This window comes from Solilutibacter tolerans, from assembly GCF_900155935.1.
GTDB classification, from domain to species: domain Bacteria; phylum Pseudomonadota; class Gammaproteobacteria; order Xanthomonadales; family Xanthomonadaceae; genus Solilutibacter; species Solilutibacter tolerans.
The window spans coordinates 143,600-163,099 of record NZ_FTLW01000004.1 but is presented as its reverse complement, the minus strand read 5'-3'; the positions used below and the strand labels follow the sequence as shown (position 1 = coordinate 163,099).

Sequence of the window (19,500 nt, the reverse complement as noted above, 5' to 3'; positions counted from 1 at the left end):
CGCCGACCTCATTTCAATTGGTCCAGCAGCTCGTCCACTTTCGTGGCATCGAGCTTCTCGTGGTAATGGCCGTTGATCACGACCACCGGTGCGCCGCAGCAAGCCGCCACGCATTCTTCTTCGCGCTTCAGATAGACACGGCCATCAGCGGTGGTTTCACCCAGGCGGCAACCGAGTTTTTTCTCCGCATGCGCGACCAGGTCTTCGGCACCATTCAACCAGCAGCTGATGTTGGTGCAGAACGCGACATTGTTACGGCCGACAGGCTCGGTTTCGAACATCGAATAGAACGTCGCCACTTCGTACGCCCACACCGGTGGCAAGCCCAGATACTTGGCAACCGCAGCGATGATCTCGTCCGAAAGCCAGCCGCCGTTTTGCTCTTGCGCCGCGAACAAGCCCTGCAGCACCGCGGAACGCTTGCGGTCAGGCGGAAACTTGGTCAACCAGTGGTCGATGTGCGCGCGGGTCTCGCCCGACAACACCACCATCGGGTCCACGTTGCGCGCGTTTTCGAAATTGCCCGTGGCTTTCATCGATCAACCTCGCCAAACACGATGTCGTAAGTGCCGATCATCGCCACCACGTCCGCCAACATGTGGCCCTTGACGATGGCGTCCATCGACGAAAGATGGGCAAAGCCCGGCGCGCGCAGCTTGCAGCGGAACGGCTTGTTTGCGCCATCGGAAATCAGGTAACAACCGAATTCGCCCTTGGGCGCTTCGACCGCGGCGTAAGTCTCGCCCGCCGGCACGGAATAGCCTTCGGAGAACAACTTGAAGTGATGAATCATCGCTTCCATGTCGTCCTTCATTTCCTCGCGCGATGGCGGCGTCACCTTGTGGTTATCCAGCATCACCGGACCCGGGTTGGCCTTCAGCCACTTCACGCACTGCTGGATGATGCGATTGGACTGACGCATCTCGGCCACGCGAACCAGATAGCGGTCATAGCAATCACCGTTCACGCCAACCGGGATATCGAAATCAACTTCCGCGTACTTGGCGTAGGGCTGCTTCTTGCGCAGGTCCCAGGCGATGCCCGAACCGCGCAACATCGCGCCCGTCATGCCCCAGGCATAGGCCTGCTCAGGGGTGACGATACCGATGTCGACCGTACGCTGCTTCCAGATGCGGTTGTCGGTCAAGAGCGTTTCGTATTCGTCGACGCGCTTGGGGAAGTCGTGAGTGAAGGCTTCCAGGTAATCCAGCATCGAGCCTTCGCGCCATTCGTTGAAGCGCTTGAGCTTGCCGCCCTTCTTCCACTTGGATTCCTTGTACTGCGGCATGCGATCCGGCAGATCGCGATACACGCCGCCCGGACGGTAATAGGTCGCATGCAATCGCGCACCACTGACGGCTTCGTACACGTCCATCAGCTCTTCGCGCTCGCGGAAGGCGTATAGGAAGACCGCCATCGCACCAAGATCGAGTGCGTTGGAGCCGATCCACATCAAGTGATTCAGGATGCGGGTGATCTCGTCGAACATCGTACGAATGTACTGCGCACGCTCAGGCGCCTCGATGTTCAGCAAGGTTTCGATGGCGCGCACGTAAGCGTGTTCGTTGCACATCATCGACACGTAATCGAGACGATCCATGTAACCAATCGACTGGTTGAACGGCTTGGACTCCGTCAACTTCTCGGTGCCACGATGCAGCAGGCCGACGTGCGGATCGGCGCGCATGATGGTTTCGCCGTCCATCTCCAGGATCAGGCGCAACACGCCATGCGCAGCCGGATGTTGCGGACCGAAGTTCAGCGTGTAGTTGCGGATTTCCTGACGGGCTTCGGCCAGATTGCTGGCAAAGCCTTCAGAAGCCGGCGGGTTTTGCAGACTGGGCGCGCTCATTGGGCGCCTCCATTGATCTTGAGGTCTTTCGATTCGCCGAACGCGGTGTCCATGCGCGAATCCTCGCGCACTACGCGCGGCACGCCAACGCGCGGCACGACCGAGGTCACGGGTTCATAGATGACGCGTTCTTTCTCGGCGTCGTAGCGCACTTCGACATTACCGATCAGCGGGAAATCCTTGCGGAACGGATGGCCGACGAAACCGTAATCGGTCAGGATGCGGCGCAAGTCCGGATGACCGCGGAATACGATGCCGAAGAGATCAAACGCCTCGCGTTCAAACCAATCCGCGCCCGCCCAGACGGAGGTCAGCGAATCAACCACCGGCATTGAATCATCCGCACAAAATTCGCGCACACGCAGGCGTTGGTTGCGCGAGATCGACAGCAGGTGTGCCACGGCAGCGAAACGCTTGCCTGCGACAGACTCGATACGTTCCACGCCCATCGGCTGCGGCGCTTGCTCGGTGAAGGCCTCACCCCATTTGAAACGACCGGGACCGCGCCCCTCCACGCCGCGGCTGAAGCCATGCGAAGAGACATCGGTATCCCACTCGTCACTACCGTAGCCGAGGTAATCAACGCCACTGACATCGATCAACTGCTCGAAGGCGAACTCATCGCGCAGGCTACGGGCGACATCGAGCCAGCCGCCCGAAGGCACCTGCAAGGTGATTTCACCACGCGGCTCGGCGACGAATACTTCGCAACCCGGGAAGCGGGCGCGCAATTCATCGGCGAAGGTCGCTGCGTTCTGGTTCATGCGGCTTGCACTCACGAAGGAATGGCGATGGCGTCCTGCGACGACTTGTCGCCAAACACCGTCGTGCGACGGATCTTTTTCTGCAACTGCAGGATGCCGTAAGCCAATGCTTCAGCCGTAGGCGGACAACCCGGCACGTACACATCCACGGGCACGATGCGGTCGCAGCCGCGCACCACGGAATACGAATAGTGGTAGTAACCGCCGCCGTTGGCGCAGCTGCCCATGGAGATCACCCACTTGGGGTCGGGCATCTGGTCGTAGACCTTCCGCAGCGCCGGGGCCATCTTGTTGACCAGCGTGCCGGCCACGATCATCACGTCGGACTGGCGCGGCGACGGGCGGAACACCACGCCGAAACGGTCCATGTCAATGCGCGCGGCGCCCGCATGCATCATCTCCACGGCGCAACAGGCCAAACCAAACGTCATCGGCCACATCGAACCGGTGCGCGCCCAGTTCCACAACGCGTCCATGCTGGTGGTCACGAAACCCTGCTGCATCACCGGGTTGTCATGCTCCGGACGGAGCAGATCATCCAGCCGCCCTTCCGGCAGCGGGTTGTAAAACGGCGTGTGGCTCACTCCCATTCGAGTGCTCCCCTCTTCCAGACGTAGACGAAACCGAGGAACAACATCCCGACAAACAAGCCCATGGTGACCAGGCTGCGAGCGCCGATCTCCATGAACACCTGCGTCCATGGCACGATGAAGATGATTTCCAGGTCAAAAATGATGAACTGGATGGCGATGAGGTAGTAGCGCACGTCGAACTGCATACGGGCATCCTCGAACGGGAGGAAGCCGCACTCGTAAGGCGAGAGTTTTTCGGCGCTGGGCTTCTTCGGGCCCACCAGGTTGCCGATGATGATCAGCGCAATGCCGATGCCAGTGGCAACGATCAAAAACAGCAGGGTCGGCAGGTATTCGGCCAGCACGTGCAGTCTCTTCGGCTATGCCGCGAGAGGTGCGCGGCGTGGCTAGAGTGCAGTGGGCCTCGATGAGGCCCGCCTGCGCGAATAATGGTGCCCAAGAGGGGACTCGAACCCCTACGACCTAAGCCGCTACCACCTCAAGGTAGTGCGTCTACCAATTCCGCCACCTGGGCAAAGCTTCCATCCGCATCGAGATGCATCAGGAAGCAAATATTGTAATGCGTTGTTAGTTGCCTTGCGCAGGTTTTTGCGCATCCGCCGGCACTGCAGCAGGCGGCGTGGGCATGGTTTCCGAAGGTGCGGCTTGCGGAATCACCGGGCTGGCAGGTGCAGCAGGCACCGTCGGCGCAGGCTGGGTGCTATCTGCTGCCGGCACTTGCTGCCCAGCCATCACACCCAGGTCAGCACGTTGCTCATTGGCCGACTGCGCACCCTGCATGTGCAACCAAGCCATGCCCAGCGTCATGCCAAAGAAGGCCACGGCCAACCATTTAGTGGACTTGGACAGGAAGTTGGAAGCACCTCGGGCACCGAACACCGTGCCGGAAGCGCCACCACCGAAGCCGGAACCGGCCTGCGCACCCGCGCCGCGTTGCATGAGGATGAGCGCGATCATCGCGATCGCAACCAGCACATAGAAAATATTGAGGACCCAGAGCAGCATGTTTCAGTTCCGTGAGGCCATCGCCGCAGCGATGATGCCGTTGAATTCGTTGGCCAGCAGCGAGGCGCCACCGACCAGTCCGCCATCGACATCGGGCTGGGTGAACAGCTCGGCGGCGTTGTCGGCCTTGACGCTTCCGCCATAGAGGATCGGGAGCGAGCCGGCAATATTAGCATCCTGCCTGGCGACCTGGCCACGAATAAAGGCATGCACTTCCTGCGCCTGCGCCGGAGTAGCGGTCTTGCCGGTACCGATCGCCCAGACTGGCTCATACGCCACGATAGCCCCTTCCAGCGCCTTGGGGCCGGCGGCATCGAACACGGCATTAAGCTGCTCGGCAAGGCGCGCCTCAGTCTGACCGGCCTCGCGCTCTTCCAGCGTTTCGCCGATGCACAGCACTGGCACCAGACCTGCCGCCTTGGCCGCCATAAACTTGCGCGCGACGATCTCACTGGTTTCGCCGTGGTATTGGCGGCGCTCGGAATGCCCAACCAAGGTGTGGCCTGCGCCCACTTCCTTCAGCATCGAAGCGGCGATTTCACCAGTGTAGGCGCCCTTGACGTGTTCGCTGACGTCCTGCGCACCGAAACCGATGCCGCTTCCACCAAATTTCGATACCAGACCCGCCAGGTAGGCCATCGGCGGGAATACCAATACCTCGACACCTTCGGCCTTAGGCACCTGCAATGCGCCCAACAATTCGTCGGCGAAGGCGAGGTTTCCGTTCAATTTCCAGTTGCCAGCGGCAATTTTGCGGCGCATGCGTGTCCTCTCGTGTGTTATGTCGATGCAGCGTCTTGGCGTGCTCAGGCCAGCTTGATTTCGCGCAACCGTTCAAGCAGGTAACCGTGCGCGGTGATCGGCTCGGCATAGCGATTGGGGTTGTCGTCCGTCACGCACTGCGGCAGGGCATCGATCAGGAAATCCGGATTGGGATGCAGGAAGAATGGCGTCGAGTAACGCGGCTGGCGGGCAGCCTCGCCCGGTGGATTGGTCACACGATGCGTGGTCGACGGGAACACGTGATTGGTCAGGCGCTGCAGCATGTCGCCGATGTTCACCACAATCGTGCCCTCTTCCGCCGTATACGGCACCCACTCGCCCTTGCGGGACAAGACCTCCAAGCCCGCCGCGCTCGCGCCGACCAGCAAGGTGATGAGGTTGATGTCTTCGTGCGCACCCGCGCGAACGTTGGGTACGTCGGGGGTGGTGATCGGCGGGTAGTGGATCGGGCGCAAGATCGAATTGCCGTAGTTCGTCTTGTCGGCAAACCAGTCCTCCGGCAAGTCCAGCGATAACGCCAGTGCCGACAGCACATTCGAACCCAACTTATCCAGCGCTTCATACAGCGCATAGCCATGTTCGCGGAACCCGGGCACTTCATCAGGCCAGACGTTGGCCGGCATGACATCAGCCTGCGCGTGATCGCGCGGGATCTCGCGACCGATATGCCAGAACTCTTTCAGGTCGTGATGCTGCGCGCCTTTCGCCGTTTCGATACCGAAAGGCGTGTAACCGCGCGCGCCGCCGCCACCGACCACGTGGTACCGCTTTTTCACAATCTCCGGCAGCCCGAAGAATGCCTCGAAGTCTTCATACGCGGCATTGGTCAGGGTGTCGGGGATGCCGTGCCCGCGAATGCCCGCGAAACCCCATTCGCGATAGGTCTCGGACAACTCTCGTACGAAGGCGGCGCGATCTTCCGCACTGGTCGGATGGGTGAAGCGACGGATATCGAGGCTGGGGATGCTCATCAGGATGCTCTTGTCGATGTCAACTGGCGGCCTTGACCGCCGCTTCCAATTTTTCAATGACGGACGCCACCAGCGATGCATCATCCGCCTCCACAGTGACGCGAACGACCGGCTCGGTACCCGAAGGACGCAGGAATGCACGCCCCCTGCCCTTCACCATCTCTTGCGCTTCGTGCAGCGCTGCTTGCACACTTGCATCATCCACCGGCTTGCTGCCTGGCGCGACGCGTACATTGACGGTCTTCTGCGGGATCTTCTCCAAACCTTTGAGCGCCTCCGCCAATGATTGGCCAGTGCGACCCAAGACTTCGAGCACCTGGAGCGCGGCCATGATGCCGTCACCGGTGCTGGTGCGATCCAGGCACAGCAGATGACCAGAAGCTTCACCGCCCAAGATCGCGTCGTTTTCCAGCAACATCTGGTGGACGTAACGGTCGCCGACCTTGGCGCGCATGAAACCGATGCCGGCGTCGGATAGCGCTTTCTCGAGTCCGTAATTGGTCATCAGAGTGCCAACAACGGGGCCGGTCAGTCGACCGCTGGCCTGCCAGTCTCTTGCCAGCACGTAGATCAAGTCATCGCCATCGCAGATGCGGCCGGTTTCATCGACAAACAGCACGCGATCACCATCACCATCAAACGCAATGCCGAGCGCAGCGCCGCGCTTGACGACTTCTGCCGCCAGCGCTTCGGGATGGGTGGAGCCAACGCCTTCGTTGATGTTGAGTCCATTCGGATCGATGCCAATCGCATCAACCCGTGCGCCAAGCTCGCGCAATACCAGCGGGCCTAATTGGTAATTGGCGCCATTCGCACAATCCACCACCACATGCATGCCGCGCAGATCGAAGCCCTTGGGCACCGAGTTTTTGCACGCCTCAACGTAACGTGCCACCGCGTCGCGAGTACGCACAGCGCGGCCCAGCTGATCGGAGGCAACCGTCGAGAAAGGCAGGTCGAGCGCGGCCTCGATGGCGAGCTCTGCCTCATCATCCAGCTTCTCGCCATCGGCAGAGAAGAATTTGATGCCGTTGTCATGGTGCGGGTTGTGCGAGGCGGAAATGACGATGCCGCCATCCGCGCGCATGGAGCGCGTCAGATGCGCGACGGCCGGCGTCGGCATCGGGCCCATCAATTGCACATCGACCCCTGCGGCAACCAACCCGGCTTCGAGCGCAGCTTCGAACATGTAATTGGAGATGCGGGTGTCCTTGCCGATCACCACCATCGGCTTGCGCCAGCCATCGCCCAAACGTGCACGCAGGGCATGGCCATAGGCATTACCGAGGCGCAGGACGAAGTCGGCCGAGATCGGCGAGTCGCCGACGCGGCCACGGATGCCATCAGTGCCGAAGTACTTGCGACTCATGCAACCAGCTCCGAATCTTCGGGCGGATGTGGCAGTTTCATCATCAGGGCGTTCAAATCGGCGATGCGGTCGCGCAGCTCTCGGCGGTCGCAGATCTGATCGATCGCGCCATGCTCCAGCAGAAATTCACTGCGTTGGAAGCCTTCGGGCAATTTTTCGCGCACGGTCTGTTCGATGACGCGCGGGCCTGCAAAACCGATCAAAGCTTCAGGCTCGGCGATGTTGATGTCGCCCAGCATCGCGAAACTGGCCGACACCCCACCGGTGGTGGGATGTGTCAGCACGGAGATGTAAGGCAGCCCCTTGGCGCGCAAGCGACCCAGCGCCGCCGATGTCTTGGCCATCTGCATCAATGAAAACAGGCTCTCCTGCATGCGTGCCCCGCCGCTGGCGGAGAAGCACACGAAGGGCGCACCTATCTGTGCTGCACGCTCCACGCCCAGGCTGAAACGCTCACCGACGACCGAGCCCATCGAGCCACCCATGAAAGCAAAATCGAAGGCGCTGGCAACGATCGGACGCTGTTTCAGCAACCCCTCCATCGTGACCAATGCATCGCGTTCGCCGGTCGCCTTTTGCGCGACCTTGATGCGTTCTGCGTATTTCTTTTGATCCTTGAACTTGAGCACATCGACCGGGCCCAGCTCGGCACCGATTTCCTTGCCCGTCCCCATGTCGAGGAAGCTGGCCAGCCGCGCACGGGCGCGGATCGGCATGTGATAGGCGCACTTGGGACAGACCTCGAGGTTTTCCTCGAGCTCGGGCCGGTACAGCACGGCGCCGCAGCGGTCGCACTTTTCCCACAGCCCTTCCGGGACATTGCGTTTACGGGGGCCGGCATCGGTACGGATGCGGGCCGGGGTCAGTTTTTTGAGCCAGGACATGTGTCGCTTATCCAGCAGGGTCAGCGGGCCAGTTTAGCCCACGGCCTCGTGTTCACCATCCAGTGCCGCACGCAACGGCTTCAGGAAAGCCCTTGCACGCTCGGCTGCCTGGGCACCATCAGACGCATCCGCCAATGCCGCCACCAAAGCGCTACCCACGACCACACCATCGGCCGAGCGGCCCATGGCGGCGGCACTCGCGGCATCCTTGATCCCGAAACCGGCCAGTACCGGCACTGGGCAGCCGGCACGGATCGACGCCAAGCGGGTGCCCGCCGCATCCGTGCTGAGGTGATTGGCTCCGGTCACGCCGGCATAGCTCACGTAGTACAGATAGCCTTCGGCGATCTGATTCAGCATCGCCAGACGCTTGGCATCGGTGGTGGGTGATGCCAGCCAGATGAGGGCGATGCCGTGCTGGGCGAAAGCCTCACGAAACGGCCCGGCTTCTTCCGGCGGCAAATCGACCAACAGCACACCATCGATACCCGCCGCTGCCGCTTCAATGGCGAAGGTCTCTGCACCGCGAATTTCGATCGGGTTGAGGTAGCCCATCAGGACCACGGGCGTATCGGCGTCTTGTTGCCGAAATGCACGCACGCTATCGACCGCGTGGGTCAGGCCTGCGCCACGTGCAATGGCGCGCTCGGAGGCCTGCTGGATCACCGGGCCATCCGCCATCGGGTCCGAAAACGGCACGCCGAGTTCGATCACGTCAGCGCCCGCATCCACCAAGGCATGCATCACCGGCACGGTGGCGTCCAGCGACGGGTCGCCGGCGGTGACAAACGGCACCAGCGCCTTGCGCTTGGCCGCGCCCAGGGCTTCAAAACGACGTTGCAGACGCGTCATGCTCAAGCAGAATCACTCGATGTTGCGAGCTCCGACGGCCCGACATCAATGCCACGCTCTGCGCCTATGGCATCGAGATGCTCGTTCAACATGCGGCGGTACAAATCCGTCATGTAATCGAGGAATTCGGTGCGGCTGCCGCGCGCATCCCGTTCAAAACCGATGTAGGCATGCGCGTTGAAGCGGGCGGCGGCATACAGGCTCGCTGCGCTGACGCGCTTGAGGCCATGGGTCTTGGCCTGCCGATTGGCGATGCCTATGTATTCGTTGACCGCATCGAAGAAGGCTGGATCGACTTGATCGGATTGCAAGGTGCTGCTCACTTCATCGTGTCCCAAAGTTCAAAGTTGAATGCCTTCGCGGGCGGCAATCGTATGTACATCCTTGTCGCCGCGACCGGACAAGTTGCACAGCACCACAGCGTCCTTCGGATACTCGCGTGCCAACTTGATCGCCTCGGCGATGGCATGACTGGACTCCAGTGCAGCGAGGATGCCTTCGGTACGTGCAAGTTGGTGAAAAGCCGCTAGCGCCTCATCGTCCGTCACGCCGACATATTCCGCACGCCCGGTGTCTTTCAGGAAAGCGTGCTCTGGCCCGACGCCCGGATAATCCAGCCCCGCGCTGACCGAATGCGTCTCGATGATCTGGCCCTCGTCATCGCACAAGACATAGGTGCGATTTCCGTGCAGCACGCCCGGACGACCTGCGGCGAGTGAGGCCGCATGTTGCCCGGTATCGATGCCCTCGCCCGCGGCTTCCGCGCCGACGATGCGCACATTGCGATCATTGAGAAACGCATGAAACAGGCCGATCGCATTGCTGCCACCGCCAACGCATGCCGTAATCGCATCCGGCAGGCGACCGTATTCGGCCAGCATCTGCGCGCGCGCCTCGCGCCCGACGATGGCGTTGAAGTCGCGCACCATGCGCGGATACGGGTCAGGGCCGGCAACCGTGCCGATGATGTAGAAGGTGTCGGCAACGTTCGTGACCCAGTCGCGCATCGCCTCGTTCAATGCATCTTTCAACGTGGCCGAGCCGGACTTGACCGGCACCACGGTCGCGCCCAGCAGCTTCATCCGCCACACGTTGGCTTTCTGGCGCTCGATGTCGGTCGCGCCCATGTAGACGACACACTCAAGCCCCAAGCGCGCGGCAACCGTGGCGCTGGCAACGCCATGCTGGCCAGCACCTGTTTCGGCGATGATGCGGGTCTTGCCCATGCGGCTGGCGAGCAGTGCCTGGCCGATGGTGTTGTTGATCTTGTGTGCGCCCGTGTGGTTCAGGTCTTCGCGCTTGAGCAAAATACGCGCACCGCCTACTTCGCGCGACAGGCGCTCGGCGAAGTAGATCGGGCTGGGGCGACCGACGTAATGCGCCAGATCTTGGTCGAATTCACGCTGGAATTCCGGATCGATGCGGGCTGCATCATAGGCCGCGGCCAGTTCCTGCAAGGGTCCGATCAAAGTCTCGGCAACAAACCGCCCACCGAAACGGCCGAAATGGCCATCGGCATCAGGGTAGGCGTGGAAATCGACGATATCTTCAGCCGCCACAGTGGCCAGGTGTTGGCCAGCGGTAGCCGGATTCGTGTTCGTTTTCGCAATCGGCACGGTGAACCTCAGCAACGAAGGCTCGCATTTTATCGCCATCCTTCACCCCAGGGGCCGATTCAATCCCCGAAGCCACATCCACCGCCCAGGGGGCCCGCCCGGTAACCAGGCCATGCACGTTCTCAGCAGTCAGCCCACCCGCGACCATCACCGGCTTGGTGGTGTCATTCGGCAGTCGCTGCCAATCGAAGACCTGCCCACTGCCGCCTTGCTCGCCCGCCAAATGTCCATCGAACAAGAAGGCTGCCGCGTGCGGGAATCGCGCGTGCAAAAGACGGACATCGGCGGATTCACCATCCCCGCCCATCGGGATCGCCTTGAGATAAGGGATGCCGAAGCTGCGGCAGAAAGCATCTTCCTCGTCGCCGTGGAATTGGAGCGCGCCGGGACGCAACAAACGCACGATCTCGCGTACCTGCTCGGGCGGATTGTCACGGAAGAGGGCCACCACATTCACCAGCGGCGCGACCGCCTGACGCAGCGCGCGGGATTCCTCGACCTGCAATTTGCGCGGGCTGCCTTCGGCGAACACCAGGCCAATCGCATCAACACCCAATTCGCAGGCCAGGCGTACGTCGCCAGCGCGGGTCATGCCGCAGAATTTGATTCGAGTACGCACCGAGGCGGTCTTCATGCGGCGCCCCCGACGGTGACTTCCGCAGGCAAGCCACAGTTCGCTTCGTAGACGGGATGCAGGAAGGTCAGTCCACTGGCAGCGGCAGTCGGTCCGGCGACCGTGCGGTCACGACCTGCGAGTAATTCGGCGATCCACTCTGGCTTGCGCTCGCCGCAACCAACGGGAATCAATGAGCCGATGATGTTGCGCACCATGTGATGCAGGAAGGCATTCGCCTGGATTTCCATCGACACCACATCCCCCGTCCTGACCACCTTGATCTCCTGAATCTCGCGTCGTGCGTGTTTGGCTTGGCAATGCACGGTGCGGAATGCCGAAAAATCGTGATCCCCCACCAAGACCTGGGCGGCCTGATGCATCAATTCAACATCCAATAATCGCCTTTCCCACGCCAAATAGGCACGTTGATAAGCAGGACGCACTGAACGATTCAGTATCTCGTAGCGATAACGCCTAGCCCGTGCCGAAAAACGTGCGCTGAATCCCGCTTCCACTGGCACGCACCAGCGCACAGCCATGTCAGGCGGCAAGTTGGAAGTGATGCCGAGTGTCCATGCGCGCGGCATGCGCGTAGCGTCGCTATCAAAGTGCACGACCTGACAACGCGCATGCACGCCGGCATCGGTGCGACCAGCGCAAACGGTTTCTGTCGCGGCGTTGGCGACACTGGAAATGGCATCTTCCAAGGTTTGCTGGAGCGATGGCCCGGCATCGCCCAAGCGCTGCCAACCCAAATACCGGCTACCGTCGTATTCGATGCCGAGCGCGTAGCGCGTCATCGGCCTTCCCTGGTCACTGCAGCGAACCGATCCGCTCGAGGATGCGACGGGCCTCGTCCGCGCTAGCACCCCCATCGTTGATCACCTCCTGCAACAGATGGCGCGCGGTGGTTTCGTCGTCCAGTTGCAGGTATGTGTCAGCAAGGGCGATGCGCTCGTCTCTGCTGTCGGCAGCCAATCTGGACGCCACGTCTGCGACAGGCTGATCCGGCGCATCGAACACACCCATGCCCGGCGGCAATTCACGCGGCATGGGCTCGTTGTGGATGCTGGGCACCGTATCCGGGGTCACCGGTTTGGCGGCACCAGCAAAACTAGGCAGCGTTGCCGATGGTTGCGTCCCTTCTTTCGCGGCACGCCAATCAAGCGAAGCATCATCGGCGATAGCCGGAGCGGCAGCGCTGGTCTTGGCCGCCACACCCATCCACGAGGGCTTGCGCAAGGTCGATGTTGCTTCGGCAGCAGGCTTTGAAGTCGGTGTTTCTTTCTTGTCCGGAAATAAGCTCGCATCTTCACTGACACGCGGTTTGACAGGTGCCGGTGCGGCTTTCGTGAAGCTGGGCTCTGCCCCTGCCGTGGCGGCAGGCCGACGGCGACGCATCCACCACGCCCCCAGGCCAATGAGGATCAATAGCGGCAGGCCAAATGCCAGGGCCGTAAACCACGGGTTATTTGGATTGGCGGCAGACGGTGCTGCGGTCGTGGCGCTTACTTGCTGGCGTTGCTGCAATTGCTGCTGTGCGGCGGCCAACTCGCCATCCTTCATCTGCACCAGCTGTGCCTGTTGCTTCTGCAGGTTTTCGAGTTCCGCCACGCGCGACTTGAGTTCCGCGACTTCCGCATCGCGAGTGGCGATCGTTTCGCGTGCTTCCTGCAACTGCTGGGTCATTTCCGCATCTCCTTCACCACCCGTGCCCGACCGTGTTCCCGCAGCTGCAGCCGCACTCGCCGTTGCCGGCATGATTTCAAGGCGCGCGTCGCGCACGCGTCGCACTGCCGGTGCCGGCGCAGGTGTCGATGCTGCCGCGATGTCGCGGGCACTCGCCACATCCACGGCATCCATGCGTCGGCTGCGTGTACTACGCCAACCGGCAAGCTGCTCTTGCAATGCCGCCGCGCTGCCATCGCGGCTGGCTTCTGCAACGGCATCTGCAGCCGGAATGTCTAACGTTGCCCCACGCCGTAACAGGTTGGGATCGTTATTGATGAAGGCGTCCGGATTCGCGCTCATCAAGGCCGCCATCAAGGCATTGACCGATTGCCCCGGGCTGCGCATTTGTGCGGCGACCCCGGACAAGGTGTCTCCTGCTTGCACAGTGTGCTGTGCGCCATTGGCGACGACGGCAGCTGCCGCAACCGGAGCGGCACTCGCGATTGGACGAGGCACAGGTGGCGACTGGGTCGGCGTGGTGAGCCGGTTAGGCGCGGGCTGCGGCTGGACCGGTGCGGCGGCAGGCGGCGGTAGCGGCTCGCTGCGCACGATGGTGTTGGATGGCGCCGCAACTGGCGACTCGATCGACGGCTGGGCCGCGGCAGCCACGGCCTCGGGCTCAGCCAACAGCACTGAATATTCGCGCACCAATCGCCCATCGCCCCAGTCGACTTCCAACAGGAAGGTCAACATCGGCATCGCCACCGGCCCCGGGCTGGTCACCCGGATCAGCGGCTTGCCAGCAGCGTCATAAACCAAGGCAAAGCGCAGGTCCGACACCATCTTGTCAGGCAACGGCAGGCCAACACGCAGGAAGGTATCCGGCGCAGCCAGACGCGCCTGCAGGCTCTCCAGCTCGGCCGGATCGGCGGAAATCACCGGAATTTCCGCCAACAGCGGCTCACCAAGTTTCGATTTCAGCTGCAACTGGCCCAGCCCCAACGCCCATGCGGGCGCGGAGACCAGCACGAGAAGCATCGCCAAGACAGCCGCTTGCAGGAATTTCTTCATGATCGGCCGCAACTCTAGCGGCGATCAGCCCTCGGAGGCAACGAGTTCAGCAATCTGTACCGCATTCAAGGCCGCACCCTTGCGGATATTGTCCGAGACGATCCACATATTAATGGCGGACGGATGCGATTCATCCTCGCGGATACGGCCGACGTAGACTGGGTCATTGCCCGAGGCATGCGTCACCGGGGTCGGGTAGCCGCCGGGCTTGCGCTCATCGACCACTTCCACGCCCGGCGCGTTCTCAAGCAGCGCGCGCACGTCCTCGGCGCTGAGCTTCTTGCGGGTCTCGACGTTCACCGCCTCGGAGTGCCCGTAGAACACCGGCACACGCACCGCGGTCGGGTTCACCTGGATCGTGTCGTCGCCCAGGATCTTGCGGGTCTCCCAGACCAGCTTCATTTCTTCTTTGGTGTAACCGTTGTCGAGGAAGTCGTCGATCTGCGGGATCAAGTTGAAGGCGATCTGGGCCTGGAACTTCTTCGGCTCGGGCGTCTGGAAATTGAGCAGTTCCGCGGTCTGGCGACCCAGCTCTTCCATGCCGCTCTTGCCCGCGCCCGAGGTCGATTGATACGTCGCCACGTTGATGCGGCTGATGCCCGCTGCGTCGTACAGCGGCTTGAGTGCGACCACCATCTGCATGGTCGAGCAATTGGGGTTGGCGATGATGCCGCGCGGGCGATTCCTTGCCGCTTCCGGATTCACTTCGCTCACCACCAGTGGCACGTCGCCGTCGTAACGGAAGGCCGATGAGTTGTCGATGACGACGGCCCCTGCCGCCACAAACTTCGGGGCATATTCTTTGGAGATCGCGCCGCCAGCCGAAAACAGCGCGATGTCGACGCCGGTCGGGTCGAACGTGGCGAGATCCAGCACGTCGATGTCATCGATGCCGTATTTGACTTCGGTGCCGGCCGAACGCGCGCTGGCCAACGCGACCACTTCGCTGGACGGGAATTTGCGCTCGGCCAGGATCGACAACATCGTTTCACCCACTGCACCAGTGGCGCCGACCACGGCAACTTTCAACTTTTTGATGCTCATCGTTTCTTCTCAGGGGATTCGGGGGGAAACCTCACCGACATCGCCGCATTGCGCACGATGACGAAGGGCCTGGTCCATCAGCACGAGCGCCATCATCGCCTCGCAGATGGGCGTGGCGCGGATGCCGACGCAGGGGTCGTGACGCCCCGTGGTGACGATGTCGACTTCATTGCCCTGCACGTCCAACGTGGGCGCAGGCAGGCGCAGGCTGGAGGTCGGCTTGAACGCGATGCTGGCGCGCACAGGCTGGCCGGTCGAAATGCCGCCTAGGATGCCGCCGGCGTGATTGCTCTCGAAGCCTTCGGGTCGCATCAAGTCGCGATGGGTGCTGCCGTGTTGGGCGACGACATCGAAACCATCACCGATCTCCACGCCCTTCACTGCATTGATCGAGAGCATCGCCGCGCCCAGCTCGGCCGACAACTTGCCGTACACCGGCTCGCCCCAGCCGGGCGGCACGCCGGTCGCCTCGACAATGACCTTGGCGCCTACCGAATCGCCGGACTTACGCAGCGCGTCCATGAAGGCTTCGAGCTCGATCACTTGCGCCGCATCGGGCCAGAAGAAGGGATTGGTGTCGATCACGCCGGCATCGAAACCCTTCGGGGTGACATCGCCAAGTTGCGCCAACCAACCCTGCACGCGTACGCCGTGGCGATCTGCCAGCCATTTTTTGGCGATGACGCCCGCGGCGACGCGCATCGTGGTTTCGCGCGCACTGCTGCGCCCGCCACCGCGTGGATCGCGAATGCCGTACTTCTGCCAATAGCTGTAGTCCGCATGCCCCGGGCGGAATTGCTGCGCGATGGCGCTGTAATCCTTGCTGCGCGCATCGGTGTTGCGAATGAGGAGCGCAATGGGCGTGCCGGTGGTTACTCCTTCATAGACACCCGAAAGAATCTCGATCTCATCCGCCTCGTGGCGTTGCGAGGTATGGCGGCTGCGTCCCGTCGCGCGACGTTCCAAGTCACGCACGAAATCCTCCGGCGCAATGGCAATGCCCGGCGGGCACCCGTCGATCACACAGCCGATGGCCGGCCCGTGCGATTCGCCAAAGGTAGTCACCCGGAGCAATTGCCCGAAGGTGTTCATTCGCGTGCGGCGGCCAGCTCGGCGATGCGGGCGTGGTGGGCGACGAGGTCTGCGCGCTCCACCACGAAGATGCCCATTTGGCCCACCTTGAACTCGATCCACGCCATCGGAAGCTCCGGCAGCAGGGCGGACAGCGCATGCTCGGCCTCGCCCACTTCGCAGATCAAGAGGCCATCGTCGGTCAGGTGATCGGGGGCATCGCGCAGGATGCACAACGCCAGGTCCAGGCCATCGTCGCCCGCACGCAGGCCGAGCTCCGGCTCATGCGCGTATTCCGGCGGCAAGGCGTCGGTTTCGTCGTGAGTGACATAAGGCGGGTTGGTGACGATGAGCTCGTACTTCTCGCCGGCAACGGCACTGAACAGGTCCGACTTCAACAGGCGGACGTTATCGGCCATCAGGCGCTCTTTGTTTTCTTCCGCCAGCGTGAGCGCTTCATCGCTGATGTCGACGCCATCGACCTGCCAATTCGGGTTGTAGTGGCCCATCGCAATCGCAATACAGCCCGAGCCCGTGCAGATGTCTAGCGCGTGGTTCACCTCACGCCCGCCCAGCCACGGCTCGAAGCCCGACTCGATCAGTTCGGCGATCGGTGAACGCGGGACCAAGGCGCGCGCATCGCTCTTGAACGACAGGCCGGCAAACCATGTCTCGCCGGTGAGGTAGGCCGCCGGGATGCGGTCCTCGATGCGGCGACGGAAGAGTTCCAGGATATCGTCCTTTTCCTCCGAGGTCAGACGAGATTGGCCGTAGACCGGCGAGAGGTCATGCGGCATGTGCAGCGCATGCAAGACCAACTGCGTCGCCTCGTCGATGGCGTTGTCGAAGCTATGGCCAAAGGTCAGCCCGGCAGCATTGAAGCGGCTGGCGCCGTAACGGATGAAATCGATCAGGGTGCGCAGCTCGCGCGCGGCGTCGGGGTTCACGATGGCGGGGCTCGCGGAAATCAACCAGCAGTATAGCGACGGCCCGGTATCATGGCCGGGCTCAACGCCCCGGATTCCTCATGTTCAATCGTAATACCCTTATCGTTCTGGCCATCGCCGCGGCCTTCGCCGGCCTTGTGACAGGTTGGCATGTCAGCAATCGCCACTTGGCCGATGCTGCCGGTCCCGAGCTGCAGACGATGAAGCGCTTCGAGACCCCGCGCGCCCTGCCGCCGTTCCGGCTGACCCGCCACGACGGCCAGCCGCTGGACAACGCCGCGCTCAAGGGGCATTGGACAATGGTCTTCATCGGCTTTACCCACTGCCCGGACGTGTGCCCGACGACGCTCGCACAGCTGAAAGTGGCGCAGGACCAGTGGACATCGATCCCCGAGGCCAAACGCCCGCGCGTGATGTTCGTCGCGGTCGATCCCGAACGCGACACCCCGGAAATCACCGGCACTTATGCGCATGCCTTCCACCCAGACACGATTGCAGCCACCGGCACGCAAAAGCAGTTGGAAGATTTCGCCCGCGGCCTGTCGCTGGTGTTCATGAAGAATCCGCCGGATGACCCCAGCAAGCCGGAGCGCTACAACGTCGATCACTCCGCCGCGCTGGCCGTGATCGACCCCGAAGGCCGGATGTCCGGCGTGATCCAGCCGCCCCTCGAACCCAACAAGATCGCCACCGATTTCATCGCCTTGACGGAGGAGATCAAATGAGCCCCGTCACCGCGCTTACTTATGTGTTGCCGCATCGTTTCTTGTCTTCGATCGCGCGCAAGCTGGCGTATTCGCAGCATCCCGGCATCAAGCAATGGTTGATCGACACCGTCATCCAGAAGTTCGGCGTGGACATGAATGAGGCAGCCAACCCAGACCCAGATGCCTACCCCAGCTTCAATGCGTTCTTTACCCGTGCATTGCGCGATGGCGTGCGTGTCGCCGATGCCGATCCGCGCGCGCTGGTGATGCCGGCCGATGGCCACATCAGCCAATGCGGCCCAATCGAAGGCGGTCGTATCTTCCAGGCCAAGGGTCAATCATTCACCGTAGAAGAACTATTGGGCGATGCGGCTTCCGCCCTGCCCTACGCGGACGGCCTGTTTGCCACGGTCTACTTGTCACCGCGCGATTACCACCGCGTGCATATGCCCTGCGCTGGTCACTTGGTCGAAACCGTGCACGTCCCGGGACGCTTGTTCTCGGTCGGGGCCGATGCCGTCGCCTCGGTCCCGCGCGTGTTTGCTCGCAACGAACGCCTGGTCTGCCACTTCGAGACCGAATTTGGCCCAATGGTGCAGGTGATGGTCGGCGCTCTATTGGTGTCCGGTGTCGAAACCGTGTGGAGCGGCATCGAGATCCCGGCCTATGGCGACCGCATCACCCGCAAGGATTGGCGCGAGCAGAACATCTATCTGCAACGCTTCGCTGAAATGGCCCGCTTCAATTACGGTTCCACCGTGATCACGCTATTACCCCCCGGTGTCGCCGAACTCTCGCCCAATTTGCATGCGGAGAGCCCGGTTCGACTGGGTGAGCGATTGGCGACCTTGGTCGGCTGACCGAATTCAGCCCCAAGCCCGCCAAGCCATCCACAACGCCATCGCGATCATCATCAGGTTTTCGGTCAGCGACACGAAACCCAGTGGCACGTTGCTTGAACCACCGACACAGGCGCATTTCAATTCGCGTTTGTCGATGTAAACCGCCTTGAACACCGACGCCGCACCAATCGTGCCGATGAGCAGCGCCAGCGGCACCGACAACCAGTGCGCGACGTTGGCCGTCATCAAGAGACCAGCCAGGCCTTCAGCAAACGGATAAAGCGTGGCATACGGCACCCAGCGCTGCGCCAGCAAGTCGTAATTGAGAAACATGGTGGAGAACTTCTCCACGTCCTGCAGCTTCAACAACGCCAACACCACCATGCTGAAGGCAATGAACCACTCGCCGGCCTGCATCGTCCACGGTGAGGCGAATGCGGCCTGGCTTGCAGCCAAGGCCAGCAGCAAGGTCATCACGAACAAGGCGATGACGGGGCGGTAGCTGGTCGCAGAGGGATCGGCAACACGCTTGCCCAAATACCGGCGCAGGTCGTCATGTCCGCCAATGCGCTGACCATCGATGAACACCTGCGGCGTGGTCTTGACCTCGTGTTGGGCCTTGAACGCATCGACCTCTTCCCGCGTGGTCAGCGGGCGATCATCCACCACATAGCCATTACGCTCGAGCAGATGTTTCGCTTTCAACCCGTAGGGGCAGGTGTGCCCGGGCATGACCATGCGATACAGGGTCGCGCCTTTAAGCCCAGCGTTCGCGCTCATGTGGCACCTCGCGTATTCGATTGAAATCGGACACCACTATGGACCCTTGACCCCGCTCCAGA

The 19,500-nt window shown here is 62.0% G+C and carries 22 protein-coding genes and 1 tRNA gene; 2 read left to right on the top strand and 21 right to left on the bottom strand.

The annotated features are described in order from the left end of the window. Window positions 1-8 precede the first annotated feature (8 nt). The 20 genes from nuoE to prmB form a co-directional block, all read right to left on the bottom strand. Window positions 9-536: an NADH-quinone oxidoreductase subunit NuoE gene (gene nuoE, locus BW989_RS09185; RefSeq protein ID WP_076587571.1), complete on the bottom strand. Its 528-nt coding sequence runs from the start codon at window positions 534-536 to the stop codon at window positions 9-11. After that, window positions 533-1,852: an NADH-quinone oxidoreductase subunit D gene (locus tag BW989_RS09180; RefSeq protein ID WP_076587569.1), complete on the bottom strand. Its 1,320-nt coding sequence runs from the start codon at window positions 1,850-1,852 to the stop codon at window positions 533-535. The genes nuoE and BW989_RS09180 overlap by 4 nt, the downstream gene beginning before the upstream one ends. After that, entirely contained in the window at window positions 1,849-2,616 is a 768-nt protein-coding gene (locus BW989_RS09175; RefSeq protein WP_076587567.1) for an NADH-quinone oxidoreductase subunit C, read from the bottom strand. Before BW989_RS09175 ends, BW989_RS09180 begins: the two co-directional genes overlap by 4 nt. A gap of 11 nt (window positions 2,617-2,627) precedes the next feature. Continuing rightward, window positions 2,628-3,206 (bottom strand): NuoB/complex I 20 kDa subunit family protein, encoded by a 579-nt coding sequence (locus BW989_RS09170; RefSeq protein ID WP_076587565.1) that lies wholly within the window; start codon window positions 3,204-3,206, stop codon window positions 2,628-2,630. Further along, on the bottom strand, window positions 3,197-3,553 hold the full coding sequence (locus tag BW989_RS09165) for an NADH-quinone oxidoreductase subunit A (RefSeq protein ID WP_076587563.1): 357 nt from the start codon (window positions 3,551-3,553) through the stop codon (window positions 3,197-3,199). The genes BW989_RS09170 and BW989_RS09165 overlap by 10 nt, the downstream gene beginning before the upstream one ends. Before the next feature lie 85 nt (window positions 3,554-3,638). Further along, window positions 3,639-3,723, bottom strand: a tRNA-Leu gene (locus BW989_RS09160). Between the two features lie 53 nt (window positions 3,724-3,776). Beyond that, window positions 3,777-4,214, bottom strand: a complete 438-nt coding sequence (gene secG, locus BW989_RS09155; RefSeq protein WP_076587561.1) for a preprotein translocase subunit SecG — start codon at window positions 4,212-4,214, stop codon at window positions 3,777-3,779. Window positions 4,215-4,217: 3 nt separating this feature from the next. Further along, entirely contained in the window at window positions 4,218-4,976 is a 759-nt protein-coding gene (gene tpiA / locus BW989_RS09150; RefSeq protein ID WP_076587559.1) for a triose-phosphate isomerase, read from the bottom strand. A 44-nt stretch (window positions 4,977-5,020) separates the two neighbouring features. Next, window positions 5,021-5,968, bottom strand: a complete 948-nt coding sequence (locus BW989_RS09145; protein WP_076587557.1) for an isopenicillin N synthase family dioxygenase — start codon at window positions 5,966-5,968, stop codon at window positions 5,021-5,023. Window positions 5,969-5,987: 19 nt separating this feature from the next. Beyond that, window positions 5,988-7,337, bottom strand: a complete 1,350-nt coding sequence (glmM, locus tag BW989_RS09140; protein ID WP_076587555.1) for a phosphoglucosamine mutase — start codon at window positions 7,335-7,337, stop codon at window positions 5,988-5,990. After that, entirely contained in the window at window positions 7,334-8,221 is an 888-nt protein-coding gene (accD, locus tag BW989_RS09135; protein WP_076587553.1) for an acetyl-CoA carboxylase, carboxyltransferase subunit beta, read from the bottom strand. Before accD ends, glmM begins: the two co-directional genes overlap by 4 nt. Before the next feature lie 33 nt (window positions 8,222-8,254). After that, entirely contained in the window at window positions 8,255-9,073 is an 819-nt protein-coding gene (gene trpA, locus BW989_RS09130; protein ID WP_076587551.1) for a tryptophan synthase subunit alpha, read from the bottom strand. 2 nt (window positions 9,074-9,075) lie between these two features. Beyond that, window positions 9,076-9,396 carry a DUF3144 domain-containing protein gene (locus BW989_RS09125; RefSeq protein ID WP_076587549.1) on the bottom strand — a complete coding sequence of 107 codons (321 nt, stop codon included), beginning with the start codon at window positions 9,394-9,396 and terminating at the stop codon, window positions 9,076-9,078. An 18-nt stretch (window positions 9,397-9,414) separates the two neighbouring features. Then, a complete protein-coding gene (gene trpB, locus BW989_RS09120; protein ID WP_076587547.1) occupies window positions 9,415-10,632 on the bottom strand; it encodes a tryptophan synthase subunit beta in 1,218 nt (405 codons plus the stop codon). Then, window positions 10,622-11,323 (bottom strand): phosphoribosylanthranilate isomerase, encoded by a 702-nt coding sequence (locus BW989_RS09115; RefSeq protein ID WP_076587544.1) that lies wholly within the window; start codon window positions 11,321-11,323, stop codon window positions 10,622-10,624. The genes trpB and BW989_RS09115 overlap by 11 nt, the downstream gene beginning before the upstream one ends. Further along, entirely contained in the window at window positions 11,320-12,105 is a 786-nt protein-coding gene (gene truA, locus BW989_RS09110) for a tRNA pseudouridine(38-40) synthase TruA (protein WP_076587542.1), read from the bottom strand. The genes BW989_RS09115 and truA overlap by 4 nt, the downstream gene beginning before the upstream one ends. Before the next feature lie 13 nt (window positions 12,106-12,118). Continuing rightward, on the bottom strand, window positions 12,119-14,047 hold the full coding sequence (locus tag BW989_RS09105; RefSeq protein WP_076587540.1) for a FimV/HubP family polar landmark protein: 1,929 nt from the start codon (window positions 14,045-14,047) through the stop codon (window positions 12,119-12,121). Between the two features lie 24 nt (window positions 14,048-14,071). Next, on the bottom strand, window positions 14,072-15,091 hold the full coding sequence (locus tag BW989_RS09100; protein WP_076587538.1) for an aspartate-semialdehyde dehydrogenase: 1,020 nt from the start codon (window positions 15,089-15,091) through the stop codon (window positions 14,072-14,074). A 9-nt stretch (window positions 15,092-15,100) separates the two neighbouring features. Then, on the bottom strand, window positions 15,101-16,183 hold the full coding sequence (gene aroC, locus BW989_RS09095) for a chorismate synthase (protein WP_076587536.1): 1,083 nt from the start codon (window positions 16,181-16,183) through the stop codon (window positions 15,101-15,103). Continuing rightward, on the bottom strand, window positions 16,180-17,109 hold the full coding sequence (gene prmB / locus BW989_RS09090) for a 50S ribosomal protein L3 N(5)-glutamine methyltransferase (RefSeq protein ID WP_076587534.1): 930 nt from the start codon (window positions 17,107-17,109) through the stop codon (window positions 16,180-16,182). Before prmB ends, aroC begins: the two co-directional genes overlap by 4 nt. A gap of 80 nt (window positions 17,110-17,189) precedes the next feature. Between prmB and BW989_RS09085 the strand changes: the two genes are divergently transcribed. Together BW989_RS09085 and asd are read left to right on the top strand one after the other, a co-directional pair. Next, window positions 17,190-17,834, top strand: a complete 645-nt coding sequence (locus BW989_RS09085; RefSeq protein WP_076587532.1) for an SCO family protein — start codon at window positions 17,190-17,192, stop codon at window positions 17,832-17,834. Continuing rightward, window positions 17,831-18,676: an archaetidylserine decarboxylase gene (asd, locus tag BW989_RS09080; protein WP_076587530.1), complete on the top strand. Its 846-nt coding sequence runs from the start codon at window positions 17,831-17,833 to the stop codon at window positions 18,674-18,676. Before BW989_RS09085 ends, asd begins: the two co-directional genes overlap by 4 nt. 6 nt (window positions 18,677-18,682) lie before the next feature. Here the strand turns inward: asd and BW989_RS09075 are convergent, their stop codons facing one another. Beyond that, window positions 18,683-19,438 carry a glutaredoxin family protein gene (locus tag BW989_RS09075; RefSeq protein ID WP_076587528.1) on the bottom strand — a complete coding sequence of 252 codons (756 nt, stop codon included), beginning with the start codon at window positions 19,436-19,438 and terminating at the stop codon, window positions 18,683-18,685. Window positions 19,439-19,500 lie beyond the last annotated feature (62 nt).

Excerpts from the sequence above, each read along its gene's own strand:
- secG (WP_076587561.1), bottom strand. The coding sequence starts at position 4,214 with ATGCTGCTCTGGGTCCTCAATATTTTCTATGTGCTGGTTGCGATCGCG.
- BW989_RS09145 (WP_076587557.1), bottom strand. The coding sequence starts at position 5,968 with ATGAGCATCCCCAGCCTCGATATCCGTCGCTTCACCCATCCGACCAGT.
- glmM (WP_076587555.1), bottom strand. The coding sequence starts at position 7,337 with ATGAGTCGCAAGTACTTCGGCACTGATGGCATCCGTGGCCGCGTCGGC.
- tpiA (WP_076587559.1), bottom strand. The coding sequence starts at position 4,976 with ATGCGCCGCAAAATTGCCGCTGGCAACTGGAAATTGAACGGAAACCTC.
- asd (WP_076587530.1), top strand. The coding sequence starts at position 17,831 with ATGAGCCCCGTCACCGCGCTTACTTATGTGTTGCCGCATCGTTTCTTG.
- truA (WP_076587542.1), bottom strand. The coding sequence starts at position 12,105 with ATGACGCGCTACGCGCTCGGCATCGAATACGACGGTAGCCGGTATTTG.
- BW989_RS09175 (WP_076587567.1), bottom strand. The coding sequence starts at position 2,616 with ATGAACCAGAACGCAGCGACCTTCGCCGATGAATTGCGCGCCCGCTTC.
- accD (WP_076587553.1), bottom strand. The coding sequence starts at position 8,221 with ATGTCCTGGCTCAAAAAACTGACCCCGGCCCGCATCCGTACCGATGCC.
- BW989_RS09180 (WP_076587569.1), bottom strand. The coding sequence starts at position 1,852 with ATGAGCGCGCCCAGTCTGCAAAACCCGCCGGCTTCTGAAGGCTTTGCC.
- aroC (WP_076587536.1), bottom strand. The coding sequence starts at position 16,183 with ATGAACACCTTCGGGCAATTGCTCCGGGTGACTACCTTTGGCGAATCG.
- BW989_RS09085 (WP_076587532.1), top strand. The coding sequence starts at position 17,190 with ATGTTCAATCGTAATACCCTTATCGTTCTGGCCATCGCCGCGGCCTTC.
- BW989_RS09115 (WP_076587544.1), bottom strand. The coding sequence starts at position 11,323 with ATGAAGACCGCCTCGGTGCGTACTCGAATCAAATTCTGCGGCATGACC.
- trpA (WP_076587551.1), bottom strand. The coding sequence starts at position 9,073 with ATGACGCGTCTGCAACGTCGTTTTGAAGCCCTGGGCGCGGCCAAGCGC.
- BW989_RS09075 (WP_076587528.1), bottom strand. The coding sequence starts at position 19,438 with ATGAGCGCGAACGCTGGGCTTAAAGGCGCGACCCTGTATCGCATGGTC.
- BW989_RS09100 (WP_076587538.1), bottom strand. The coding sequence starts at position 15,091 with ATGAGCATCAAAAAGTTGAAAGTTGCCGTGGTCGGCGCCACTGGTGCA.
- BW989_RS09105 (WP_076587540.1), bottom strand. The coding sequence starts at position 14,047 with ATGAAGAAATTCCTGCAAGCGGCTGTCTTGGCGATGCTTCTCGTGCTG.
- BW989_RS09170 (WP_076587565.1), bottom strand. The coding sequence starts at position 3,206 with ATGGGAGTGAGCCACACGCCGTTTTACAACCCGCTGCCGGAAGGGCGG.
- nuoE (WP_076587571.1), bottom strand. The coding sequence starts at position 536 with ATGAAAGCCACGGGCAATTTCGAAAACGCGCGCAACGTGGACCCGATG.